We start from the raw sequence: 11,994 nt of genomic DNA, 5'->3' as shown, positions 1-11,994 counted from the left end.
GTGGCCCGTAAAAACGTGTGGACGGGCTCACAGTGGTCAGGCCTCGGCGAAGCTGCGTTCGACCTCTTCGCGGCTGAGGACCTCGTCGTCGCCCAAACGGTACGACGGCAGCGTGTGCGGCAGATCGGTGCCCGACGCGACCCTGGCCTGGGCCTGCTGGAACTCCGGGATCGGGCCCTGCACGAGGTGCAGCCCGTTGATGACCGACCAGACTGTCGCGCGCCTCGTGGTCTGCTCGACGATGTTGGGATCCTTGTGCTGGATCAGCTGCTTGGCCCAGCGCGGCATGGTGTCGCGGATGGCCCAGTTGATCGCGCTCTGCGCCAGTGGCAGGCCCGGTCCGGTCGCAACCGCCGTGCCGTGCGTGACGGCCAAGCGCGGCAGGTAGGACTCCAGGCACTCGGCGACCTCGGCCTTGGTCTCGGGCAGATCGGTGCCGCCCAACGCGTGGCCGACCCGCACGAACTCGCGGTAGTAGCGATCGATCTTCTTGCCGCGCAACGGGTTTGGATGGTAGAGCTCGTGTGCGGTGGCCAGCCCCCACACCACGGTGGCGTAGTTCCAGCGCAGCCAGTCCGGGTCGTCGGCGTCGTAGCGGGCGCCGTCGGGGCGGGTGCCCTTGATCGTGTGGTGCATCGAGCGCACCGCCTTCGCCAGGCGCTCGGCGGTCTCGGTCGAGCCGTAGGCGGTGCCGATGAAGAACGCGATGGAATGGCCGAGACGTACCGCGGCCCCCTTCGGGTCGATCTCCGGTCGGCCGACACCGTTCTCGTCACGTTTGACCAGCCGTGAGTGGTGCATGCCCATCCAGTAGATCGACGGGTCAAGACGTTCCATGAACGCCGCGCACTGCAGGCCGAAGATGAGGGCCTGCATGTGCGAATGCACGTGCCACACCGCGCTGCCGGGCCCGAACCAGCCTGGATCTCCGACCGGCGCGGCGAACTCCATCCCCCGGAAGTAGTTGCGGCGCACGTCCTTGTCGAAGCGCTGGTTGAGGAACTCACCGATGAACTGGTGCGGCAGCAGGATCACGTCGGCTCCTCGAGTTCCCGATTCTGGTCACGGCTGTCGCCAGAATACAGTTTGGTCACGTATGTGACCAGAGTTGGCGCGCGTCGGCCTACGCTGAGGCCGTGACCAGTCCCACGCGATGGGCCGGCGTACCGCTGACGGACCGCCGCGCCGAACGCCGTGCACAGCTGATCGACGCCGCCTTCCGGTTGTTCGGCGACGGTGGCGAGTCCGCCGTGTCGGTGCGTTCCGTCTGTCGTGAATGCGGGCTGAACACGCGCTACTTCTACGAGAGCTTCGCCGACACCGACGACCTCCTCGGCGCCGTCTACGACCGGGTGAGCGCCCAACTGGCCGAAGCGGTCGAGGCGGCCATGTCGCAGGCCGGCGATTCGCTACGGGACAGGACCCGGGCGGGCATCGCCGCCGTGCTCGGGTTCAGCTCCGAGGATCCCCGCCGCGGCCGGGTGCTGTTCACCGATGCGCGGTCGAACCCGGTGCTGGCGGCGCGCCGCGCGGCGACGCAGGACCTGTTGCGCGAGGGCGTGCTCACCGAGGGCTGGCGGCTGCAGCCGGACACCGACTCCGTGGCCGCACTGGTCGGCGCCGCCATGTACACGGGCGCGATGGCCGAGCTGGCGCAGCAGTGGCTGGCGGGCCGGCTGGGGACCGATCTGGACGCGGTGGTCGAACACGCCGTCAGCCAGGTGTTGCGGTAGCGAAGTTCTCCGTCAACGCACCGACCACCGGGGCCCACACCGGCTCGGGAAGGTCGTGGCCCATACCGTCGACGACGACGTAGCGCGCGCCCTCGACGGCCCGCGCGACCGTGCGGCCGTTGCGCGGTCGCACCATAGGGTCCTTCGAGCCGTGGACGACGACCGTGGGCGCGGTGATGCTCCGGGTGTAGCGCAGCAGGCTGCCGGTGCCGAGGATGGCGTCGAACTGACGCAGCATGCCCTGCGGGTAGTCGCTGCGCTCGCGCAATTCCCGCACCCGGCGCTGCAACTGTTCGGTCGGCGGTAAGAAGTTGGGCCCGTTGATGATTGCGACGTTGCGGACCTCGTGGGCCAGCCGCTGCTCTAACGGGGCGTCACGGGGCGGCGCGCCGAATGCCAGACGGATCACCCGCAGCGCAGGCAACGACGAAAGCGGCGTGCCCGCGCTCGTCATCACCAGCCCCAGCGACGCCACCCGGCCGGGGTGGCGGCCCGCCAGCACCTGCGCGATCATTCCGCCCATCGAAGCGCCGACGATGTGCGCGCATTCGATGCCGAGATGGTCGAGCAGGCCGCGCACGTCTTCGGCGAGGTCGACGAGCGTGTACGGCACCGGGCTGCCGCGGCCCAGCAGATACCGCAGCACCCGCGGATACACCGAACCGTCGGCGCGCTGCCCGTCGAGCTTCGTGGACAACCCGGTGTCGCGATGATCGAACCGGATCACCCGGTACCCCTGTTCGATCAGCCGGGCGCAGAACCCGTCGGGCCACATCGGCAATTGGGCGCCGACGCCCATGATCAGCAGCACCGGCGGGTCGGCGGGGTCGCCGAGGTCCTCGTAGAAGATCCCGACGTCCCCGCAGACCGCGGTGCCGCTTCGAACCTGCATGCTGTGCTTTCTACACCTGACCGCCGACCGGTTGCTTGCCCCACGGCGTCAACCACGGTGTCGGCTCCCAGTCTTCGAGGCCCGCCAGCAGCTCGTACAGCGTTGCGCCGTCGATGGTTTCGCGGATGATGTCGGCCTGTCCGGCGTGCCGGGCCAGCTCCTCGATCATGTGGAGGAACACCCACCGCACCGACCACGCCGGAACATCCTTGGGAAACCACGGCACGTGCGGCGGGATCGGCACGGCCGCACCCAGGTCGGCGGTTTCGATCAACCGGATGGTCTCGGCGTTCTGCTCGTCGAACCTGGCGAGGATGTCGGCGAGGGTCTCGTCCTCGCCCATGACGAACTCGCTCTGATAGTCGGCCTGCTGATCCGCCATCGGACGGCGGTCGCTCTCGGTCATCTCGGGCGCTGCGGCCACGCGCGCCATCCACCCGCGTTGACAGTTGGTGACGTGCTTGATCAAACCGCCGATCGACAGCGCGCTGACCGACGGTGTCGACCGCGCCTGTTCGTCGGACAAGCCGAACGCCACGGCGTGAAAGGCGTACTGCTGCGCGGCCAGGTATTCGCGCAGGCCCTCGCGCTCGTCGGCGACGGGTGGGGGCATAGCGGGCATATTCAGTTTCCTTTCGGGTTGGTGTGGGCGTAAAGGTCTCGGATGCACGCGATTTCGGCGCCGTGGTGGATGAGCTCGCGGTTGATGTGCAGGACGAGCGTGATGAGCGGATAGTCCGCGTAGGGGCCTTCGGCGGGTCCGCACGGCCGGCTCAGGTCGTCTTCGGACAACCCCCGTACGCCCTCGATCCAGGTGCTGTACTGCTCGTCGAGTTGTCCCAGCGCGGTCGGTGCGTCGGTGGCGTAGTGCCACGACTGGTAGTCGGCGGCCGGCGCGCCGAAATGGCTGTGGTTGCGCATCGCGAAGACGCCGACGATGAGGTGGGCCAGTCGCCAGGCGATCGTCGTGAACGGCGGTGGCGTCGGTTCGGGATACGCGAAGTCGATCCTGCCGTCGGGGTGGACCGTCCAGCAGTCCGCGACGGGCTGCCAGAAGTACTCGTCGTCGGTGAGCCCCTGGAACCGGGGGCGCAGGAAGTTGGTCCAGTGGAAGTCTGCCTGTTCGGCCAGCTCGTGGGTGATCGTCGTGGGCATACGATCACTTTGACAGGGTTATAGGACAGTTTCGGTCCTATGAGTGAGGCAGGCTGGGTTCATGTCGGAGACGACGAGCCGGGTGCTGCAGCTGTTGGGTCTGCTGCAGTCGCGCCGGGTGTGGACGAGCGAGGAGCTCGCCGGGCGCCTGGGCGTGACCACGCGCAGTGTGCGCCGCGACGTCGAGCGGCTGCGCGACCTCGGGTATCCGGTCCACGCCAGCAAGGGCCACGGCGGCGGTTATCAGCTCGGCGCCGGTGCGGCGCTGCCGCCGCTGCTGCTGGATCCCGACGAGGCCGTCGCGATGGCGGTCTGCCTGCGCCTGGCCGCGGGCGGGACGGTCGCGGGCGTGGGCGAATCGGCGTTGCGCGCGCTGAGCAAGCTCGATCAGGTGATGCCGTCGAAGCTGCGCTCGCAGGTGGCCGCGGTGCACGACTCGACCGTCACCCTGATGTCGCCGTCCTCGGATGCACCTGTGGCACCCGACGTATTGATGACGTTGGCGCGAGCATCCCGCGACCACGAGCACATCTCGGCCGGCTACGTCGACATCCGCGGCAATGCCACCCAGCGGCGGCTCGAGCCCTATCAGTTGGTCACCACGGGGCGGCGCTGGTACCTGCTGGCCTACGACCGCGACAAGCAGGACTGGCGCAGTCTGCGGCTGGACCGGATGAACGACGTGCGCGCGCAGGGGAGCACCTTCGCGCCCCGCGAGGCGCCCGATGCGGCGGCTTACGTGCAGCGGTCGATCAGCAGCTCGCCGTATCGATATGTCGCGCGTGTCCGCTTCGAAGCGCCGCAAAGCGTTGTCGCACAGCACTTCTCGGCGGCATCGGTGACGATCGAGCCCGATGGCCCCGACAGATGCATCGTCACCGCCGGCGCCGACGATCCCGAACGCATGGTGCTCTTCTTCGCGATGGTGGGATGTGACTTCGAGGTGCTCTCGCCGCCGGAGGTGGTGTGGGCGGCCGAGTTGGTGTCGGACCGGCTGGGGCGCAGCGTCAGCCGGTGAGCTCCAAACGGTCGGCGAGCATCAGGAACGCCGACGCGAACGGGTTGTCGGCGGTGTCGACGCGTAATTGCTCCCAGTCCAGTTGTTCGCGAACCGCGCGCACCGCGGGCAGCAGTCCGGCGAAGTCGCAGTGGTGTTCGTTGAGGGAGTTCAGTTTCTCGCGCATGACCTCGGTGGGGGCGAGCACGCGCATCCGCACCGCGAGCACGTCGTACTCCTCCGCGGCCAGGATGCTCTCCTTGTCGACCGGAACACCGTTGAGCCGGTGCAGCACGTCGATGACGAAGTCGTCCTCGACGCAGGCCTTGAACAGCCAGTCCTCCGGGGTGCGCTCGACGCGGAAACCGGCTTCCTCCAACGTCGCCGCCGCCTTCTCGGTATCGGGCTCGGCGACCACGAAATCGACGTCGTGAACGGGTTCCGGACCGCCGAACACCCACAGCGCGTAACTTCCGCCCAGGGCGAAGTCCGGGCCCGAAGCGCGCAACGCCGACGCCGCGCGCTTGAGTGCGTCGCGCAGATCATCGTTTCTCTGTGGCACTACTCTCCCGGGGCCGACTGATGGGCTGGCAGCCATTGTGGGTAGCTAGTACCCATGCAGATGCGGATGGCCACCTTCAACATCTTGCACGGGCGCAGCGTGCACGACGGGCTGGTTCACCGGGATCGCCTCGTGCAGGCCGTCCGGGAGCTCGATGCCGACGTCCTGGCTTTGCAGGAAGTCGACCTCGACCAGCCGCGTTCGGGGATGGCCGACCTGACCGCGGTCGCCGCCGAGGCGATGGGCGCGGTGAGCCACCGCTTCGTCGCCGCGATCTCGGGCACGCCGGGCGCCACCTGGATGGCGGCCACCGGTGACGAGCAGCCCGGTACCGCGGCCTACGGCATCGCGCTGTTGTCGCGGTTTCCCGCGGAGTCGTGGCAGGTGTTGCGGCTGCCGCGAATCCCGGTGCGGTTTCCGATGTATCTGCCCGGACCGAATCGGGTGAAGGTCGTCAACGAGGAGCCGCGAGCGGCGGTGGTCGGCCAACTGAACACGCCGCTGGGCCCGTTGACCGTCGCCAACACGCATCTGTCGTTCGTGCCGGGGTGGAACCGGATGCAGTTGCGGCGGCTGCTGCGCGACATGCGTGGCTTTCCGTCGCCGCGCGTGCTGATGGGCGATCTGAACATGGTGCCGCGGTCGGTCCGGCGATGGACGCGTCTGCATCCGCTCGCCGAGGCGATCACGTTCCCGTCCGACGAGCCCGACCGCCAACTCGACCACATCGTCACCGACGACCGCGGCCTGCGGGTGGAGCGGTGCTGCGCCCCGGAACTGCCGATCTCCGATCACCGTGCCCTCGTCGTCGACATCGCCAGGGACTGACCTGTATCCACACCGCGGTTTCGATCACCGCCACGTCGACCGCACGTAGGGTTTGGTTGTGCGGGTCATCTCGGCGGAGTCGACGGATCTGTTCGTCGGGCCCGCGGACGCGCCGCTGCAGATCGTGCGGGTGACCTACGCCGACGGCGCGGGCGAGGTGCGCGTCGACGGTGACGGCCTGACGGGTCACGCCCGTACCACCGCCGCTGACGGCAGCGTCGAGGTGGCGGTCGCGGTGACCGATCCGCGGCCAGGTGAGCAGCGGCCCGCGCGGGTCGCGACGGGTGATGGCATAACGCCGTTCGTGTTCACCGTCGCCGAGCCCGGTTGGGCGATGTTCATGATCAGCCACTTCCACTACGACCCGGTGTGGTGGAACACCCAAGCCGCGTACACCAGCTTGTGGAGCGAGGACCCGCCGGGCCGGTGCCGGCAGACCAACGGTTTCGATCTGGTCAGCGCCCATCTCGAAATGGCCCGGCGGGAGCCCGAATACAAGTTCGTCCTGGCCGAGGTCGACTACCTCAAGCCGTTCTGGGACACCCACCCCGAAGACCGCGACGACCTGCGCCGCTTCCTCGCCGAGGGCCGTGTCGAAATCATGGGCGGAACCTACAACGAACCGAACACCAACCTCACCAGTCCCGAAACCACCATCCGAAACTTCGTGCACGGCATCGGCTTTCAGCGCGACGTACTCGGAGCCGACCCGGCGACCGCCTGGCAGCTCGACGCGTTCGGCCATGACCCGCAGTTTCCGGGCATGGCCGCAGACGCCGGGCTGACGTCGAGTTCGTGGGCCCGTGGCCCGCACCATCAGTGGGGTCCGATGGCCGACCGCGGCGACCCCGAGCGCATGCAGTTCAGCAGCGAATTCGAATGGCTCGCCCCGTCGGGACGCGGGCTGCTGACGCATTACATGCCGGCCCATTACGCCGCAGGTTGGTGGATGGACTCGGCGCCGACGCTGCAGGCCGCCGAAGACGAGACGTATCGACTGTTCGCGTCGCTGAAGAAGGTGGCGCTGACCCGCAACGTGCTGCTGCCGGTCGGCACGGATTACACGCCACCGAACAAGTGGGTCACCGAGATTCACCGCGACTGGAACGCCCGCTACACCTGGCCCCGGTTCGTGTGCGCGCTGCCCAGGGAGTTCTTCGCCGCGGTGCGCGACGAACTGGGCGAGCGGGATGTCGATGCGTCGCCGCAGACGCGGGACATGAACCCGATCTACACCGGCAAGGACGTCTCCTACATCGACACCAAGCAGGCCAACCGGGCGGCCGAGGACGTCGTGCTCGACGCCGAGAAGTTCGCGGTGTTCGCCGGACTGCTCGGTGGCGCGACGTACCCCCAGGCGGCGTTGGCCAAGGCCTGGGTGCAGCTGGCCTATGGTGCACACCACGACGCGATCACCGGTTCGGAGTCCGATCAGGTGTATCTCGACCTGCTGACCGGTTGGCGCGAGGCGTGGGAGTTGGGCAGGGCGGCCCGAGACAGCGCACTGGCCGTGCTCTCGGGGGCGGTCGAGGAGTCGGTCGTCGTGTGGAATCCGGTCGCGCACAAGCGCACCGACGTCGTCATCGCGCGCATTCCGGAATCGATCGGGGCGGTGCGGGTGCTCGACTGTGCGGGCGAGGAGGTCCCGGCTCACGCCGAACATGGCGGTCGCACGGTCACGTGGATCGCCCGTGATGTGCCGTCGCTGGGCTGGCGGTCGTATCGGCTCGAGGACACGGATACGCCGACCGCGTGGGAAGCGGTGAGCGGTAACGAAATCGGCAACGACCATTACCGGCTGCGAGTGGACCCGGCGCGGGGCGGTGCCGTCGAGTCGCTCATCGAATCCGCTTCCGGCCGATCGCTGATCGCTGACGGTGCCGTCGGCAACGAGCTCGCGGTGTACGACGAATACCCGGCCCACCCGCAGGCGGGGGAGGGGCCGTGGCACCTGCTGCCCAAGGGGCCGGTGGTGTGTTCCTCGGCGGCGGCGGCCACCGTGCAGGCCTATCGCGGAACGCTCGGCGAGCGCCTGGTGATCCACGGCGCCATCGGCGACATGTTGCGCTACACACAGGTTCTCACGCTGTGGCACGGCGTCGCACGCGTCGATTGCCGGACGACGATCGACGAGTTCACGGGCGCTGACAAGCTGCTGCGGCTGCGCTGGCCGTGCCCGATACCCGGCGCGATGCCGGTCAGCGAGGTCGGTGATGCGGTGATCGGACGCGGTTTCGCGCTGCTGCACGAGCGCGGAGGTGATGCGGTGGACGCCGCGACGCATCCGTGGACGCTCGACAACCCGGCGTACGGCTGGTTCGGATTGTCGTCGGCGGTACGGGTGCGAATCGGCGCCGGATGTCGCGCGATGTCGGTCGCCGAGGTGGTCACGCCGACCGAAGACGCGTCCGCGGCGGCGCGGCCGCTGATGGTCGCGCTTGCGCGCGCCGGGGTCACCGCCACGTGCAGCGGTGCCGACAAGCCGCGCTACGGCGACCTCACCGTCGACTCGAACCTTCCCGACGTGCGGATCGCGCTCGGCGGTCCCGACCAAAACCGCTTCACCGCAGACCTTCTCGAAGCTGTGGACGCTGCCTACGCCGAAGAGGTGAAGCGGCAGCTCGACGCTACCGGCGCGGCCAGGGTCTGGGTCCCGGCCGCCGCACCACTGACGACGACCTGGGTGCCGAGCGCGGATCTGCGCGATGTGCGGGCGCTGCCGGTGCTGGTGCTGGCGGGGCTCGCGCTCGACGACGTCGTGGCAGGCGTGGTCGACGACCTGGCCGACTGGGAGATCGTCGTCGAGCAGACCGCGCCGGCCGACCTGCAGCCGTTCGAGAACCGGACGGTCGCGGTACTCAATCGCGGGCTGCCGGGGTTCGCGGTCGAAGCGGATGGGACGCTGAACCTGTCCCTGATGCGATCGTGTACGGGATGGCCGTCGGGCACCTGGATCGATCCGCCGCGACGCACGGCGCCCGACGGGTCCAACTTCCAATTGCAGCACTGGACACACGTATTCGACTATGCGGTGGTCTCCGGGGACGGGGACTGGCGTCGCACCGGAATACCCGCTCACAGCGCCGAGTTCTCGGCTCCTCTGCTGGCGGTGACGGACCACACGGGAGAGCCGGGCGCCCTTCCCTCGTCGGGTTCGCTGCTGGAGATCGAGCCGGCGGGATCGGTGCGCCTGGGAGCACTCAAGGCCGCAGGCAATCCATTGGCCGGCGGCAGCGCACGACCCGTTCACCCGTCGGACGGTGTCGCGATGCGACTGGTCGAAACCAACGGAACGACAACCGAAGTCACCGTCACCTCCGGGCTGCGCCGCGTGTCCGCCGCGGTTCGGGTGGACCTGCTCGAGCGCCCGCGGGTGCAGGAGGTCACTCCGGACGGGTTGTCGTTGCACGGCTTCGAGATCGCCACCGTGCTCGCGCGGTTCAACCTGCCACGGGTGCTGCAGGCCGACCATGCGGTGCTGGCGCCGGATGCCGAGGAGGCCCAGCCGCTCTACGCCCGGTACTGGCTGCACAACCGCGGTCCGGCGCCGCTCGGCGGGCTGCCCGCGGTGGCCCATCTTCATCCCCAACACGTGGAGATGTCGGATTCCCCTGTGCCGCTTCGACTCACGGTGGTCAGCGACTGCTGCGACGAGGTTCTGCACGGGCGGGTGCAGTTGCTGTGTCCGGACGGATGGACCGCGGAGCCTGCGGTGCTGCCGTTCATGCTGCCGCCCGGCGAACACCTGGACACCGGCGTGAGCGTGACACCGCCGGAAGGGGTGTCACCGGGGTTGTATCCGATACGGGCCGAACTCGCGTTGACGGGCGCGCACGTCTCGATCCCGCCTTCGTGGCGACAGGTGGTCGAGGACGTCTGCGTCATCGCGGTCGGTGCACCGCCGGACGACAGCCTGCTGCGGCTCGTCAGCGGACCCGAGCCCGTCGACGTGGTGGCCGGTCAGTCGGGACGGTTGACGGTCACCGTCGCCACCGACGCCTACGCCGACATCGCCGTCGAAGCGCATCTGATCAGCCCATGGGGTACGTGGGAGTGGTTGCGCCCCGCGGTATCCGGCGTCGAACTGGCCGCGCGCGGCACCGCCGAGATCGAGTTCGACGTCGCGCCGCCGGCTTGGGTGGAGCCGGGGGAATGGTGGGCGCTGGTCCGGTTGGCCGCTGCCGGACATCTGGTGTACTCGCCTGCAGTAAAGGTGACGGTCCGGTGAGCCACCCGTGGGCCGGCATCGCGGCGACGGTGGACGGGGTGCCGGTTTCGCTGGATGAGGTCGACGCGCGCGAGGCGTCGCTGCGTGGTTCGCGGATCGCCTCCGCGCTGCCGCGGCCCGGCACCAGCGAGGGCCGGCAGCTGCGGCGCTGGCTGACTCAGCTCCTGGTCGCCGAACGCGTCGTGGCCGCCGAGGCCGCGGCGCGGGGATTGCACGCCGACGACGCGCCCACCGAAGCGGAGGTACTGCCGGATATGCCCGTGCGGATGGAGATCGGCAGCGTGGCGGCGTCAGTGCTTGCCGACCCGGTGGCCCGTGCGGTGTTCGCGGAGTTGACGGCTTCTGTTGACGTCAGTGATGACCAGGTGGCGTCGTACCGGCAACGAAACCCGTTGCGCTTCAATACCACAGGTGAGATCGCCGAGCATCTGCGCGCCGCGGCGCGCCGTCGAGCTTTCCGGCTCTGGCTGGATGCGCGGTGCGCGGCGGACGTGCGTCTGGCGCCTGGGTACGAACACCCCGGTGACCCTCGACAACCCGACAACACCCACCGGCACTGATGGCCGATCTCACCCTCGCGCTCGATGTCGGCGGAACAAAGATCGCCGTCGGCCTCGTCGACGGCACGGGCACGCTGGTGCACCAGGTGAAGTTGCCGACGCCGCGCGGTGATGCGGAAACGATTTGGGCGGTGGCGGATTCGCTCATCACCGAGGCACTGGCCACCGCGGGTGGGCGGGTCCGTGGCGCGGGGATCGCCTCGGCCGGGCCGATCGACCTGACGGCGGGCACCGTGAGTCCGATCAACATCAACGCGTGGCAACGGTTTCCGATCGTCGAACGGGTGTCGACGGCCGTCGGCGCCCCGGTGCGCCTCGCCGGTGACGGCCTGTGTATGGCGATGGGAGAGCACTGGCGCGGTGCGGGCCACGGCGCCGACTTCCTGCTCGGAATGGTGGTCTCGACCGGCGTCGGCGGTGGGTTGGTGCTCGACGGCGCGCCCTACGACGGTCGGACCGGCAACGCCGGGCACGTCGGACACGTCGTCGTGGATCCGGATGGTGGGCCGTGCACCTGCGGCGGGCGCGGCTGTGTGGAGACCATCGCCGCGGGCCCGCGGATGGCGCAGTGGGCGCGCGAACACGGGTGGGATGCGCCCGCCGAAGCCGACGCCAAGGAATTGGCCGACGCCGCCAACGCCGGAGACGCCGTCGCCCTTCGGGCCTTCCGTCGCGGCGCGGTGGCCGTCGGCGCGATGATCGCGGCCGTCGGCGCGGTCTGCGACCTCGACCGCGTCGTGATCGGTGGTGGCGTGGCCAAGTCCGGGGCGCTGCTGTTCGACCCCGTCCGCGAAGCTCTCGCGTCCTATGCCGGGCTGGACTTCATTCGTGGGGTGCAGGTGGTGCCCGCCGAGCTCGGGGGTGACGCGGGCCTGGTCGGCGCGGCGGCGTTATTGCGCGAGCAGACGTAAACCTGCCCCTTTTCGCGGATTTTTGGGCAGTTATGCGTCTGTCCCCTACTGGCGTGTGGGCCCTCGCCGGGATATATCGCGGCGTTTTGGCTGTTGGGCGGGCGGCAGGCTATTCTGAACGGCGTTCC

Annotated in this window: 11 protein-coding genes; 6 read left to right on the top strand and 5 right to left on the bottom strand. The window is 69.1% G+C overall.

The features are described 5' to 3' along the window. Nucleotides 1–36: 36 nt before the first annotated feature. Entirely contained in the window at nt 37–1,032 is a 996-nt protein-coding gene (locus A5698_RS20975) for an oxygenase MpaB family protein (protein WP_068300752.1), read from the bottom strand. Between the two features lie 104 nt (nt 1,033–1,136). Between A5698_RS20975 and A5698_RS20970 the strand changes: the two genes are divergently transcribed. Further along, entirely contained in the window at nt 1,137–1,733 is a 597-nt protein-coding gene (locus A5698_RS20970; protein WP_068300663.1) for a TetR/AcrR family transcriptional regulator, read from the top strand. Here the strand turns inward: A5698_RS20970 and A5698_RS20965 are convergent. Genes A5698_RS20965 through A5698_RS20955 form a run of 3 tightly spaced genes read right to left on the bottom strand, consistent with a single transcriptional unit; the run spans nt 1,714 to nt 3,780 of the window. After that, nucleotides 1,714–2,625: an alpha/beta fold hydrolase gene (locus A5698_RS20965; RefSeq protein WP_068300662.1), complete on the bottom strand. Its 912-nt coding sequence runs from the start codon at nt 2,623–2,625 to the stop codon at nt 1,714–1,716. The genes A5698_RS20970 and A5698_RS20965 overlap by 20 nt on opposite strands. 10 nt (nt 2,626–2,635) lie before the next feature. Further along, nucleotides 2,636–3,247: a DinB family protein gene (locus A5698_RS20960; protein WP_068300660.1), complete on the bottom strand. Its 612-nt coding sequence runs from the start codon at nt 3,245–3,247 to the stop codon at nt 2,636–2,638. 2 nt (nt 3,248–3,249) lie between these two features. Continuing rightward, nucleotides 3,250–3,780 carry a DinB family protein gene (locus tag A5698_RS20955; protein WP_068300658.1) on the bottom strand — a complete coding sequence of 177 codons (531 nt, stop codon included), beginning with the start codon at nt 3,778–3,780 and terminating at the stop codon, nt 3,250–3,252. A 61-nt stretch (nt 3,781–3,841) separates the two neighbouring features. Between A5698_RS20955 and A5698_RS20950 the strand changes: the two genes are divergently transcribed. Further along, entirely contained in the window at nt 3,842–4,798 is a 957-nt protein-coding gene (locus tag A5698_RS20950; protein WP_068300657.1) for a helix-turn-helix transcriptional regulator, read from the top strand. Here A5698_RS20950 and A5698_RS20945 read toward each other — a convergent pair. Further along, entirely contained in the window at nt 4,788–5,339 is a 552-nt protein-coding gene (locus A5698_RS20945; RefSeq protein ID WP_156614132.1) for a hypothetical protein, read from the bottom strand. The genes A5698_RS20950 and A5698_RS20945 overlap by 11 nt on opposite strands. Before the next feature lie 60 nt (nt 5,340–5,399). Here A5698_RS20945 and A5698_RS20940 point away from each other — a divergent pair, with 60 nt between their 5' ends. Genes A5698_RS20940 through A5698_RS20925 form a run of 4 tightly spaced genes read left to right on the top strand, consistent with a single transcriptional unit; the run spans nt 5,400 to nt 11,866 of the window. After that, nucleotides 5,400–6,167 carry an endonuclease/exonuclease/phosphatase family protein gene (locus A5698_RS20940; RefSeq protein WP_068300750.1) on the top strand — a complete coding sequence of 256 codons (768 nt, stop codon included), beginning with the start codon at nt 5,400–5,402 and terminating at the stop codon, nt 6,165–6,167. A gap of 58 nt (nt 6,168–6,225) precedes the next feature. Next, the gene (locus tag A5698_RS20935; RefSeq protein ID WP_068300654.1) at nt 6,226–10,395 is read left to right on the top strand and encodes a glycoside hydrolase family 38 N-terminal domain-containing protein; all 4,170 of its coding nucleotides are present in this window, start codon (nt 6,226–6,228) and stop codon (nt 10,393–10,395) included. Further along, on the top strand, nt 10,392–10,955 hold the full coding sequence (locus A5698_RS20930; RefSeq protein WP_231967479.1) for a DUF7158 domain-containing protein: 564 nt from the start codon (nt 10,392–10,394) through the stop codon (nt 10,953–10,955). Before A5698_RS20935 ends, A5698_RS20930 begins: the two co-directional genes overlap by 4 nt. Next, nucleotides 10,955–11,866 (top strand): ROK family protein, encoded by a 912-nt coding sequence (locus tag A5698_RS20925; protein ID WP_068300652.1) that lies wholly within the window; start codon nt 10,955–10,957, stop codon nt 11,864–11,866. Before A5698_RS20930 ends, A5698_RS20925 begins: the two co-directional genes overlap by 1 nt. The last annotated feature ends 128 nt before the right edge of the window (nt 11,867–11,994 follow it).

The organism is Mycobacterium sp. E136, assembly GCF_001666865.1.
Taxonomy (GTDB): domain Bacteria; phylum Actinomycetota; class Actinomycetes; order Mycobacteriales; family Mycobacteriaceae; genus Mycobacterium.
This window is presented reverse-complemented; position numbering and strand designations above follow the sequence as displayed.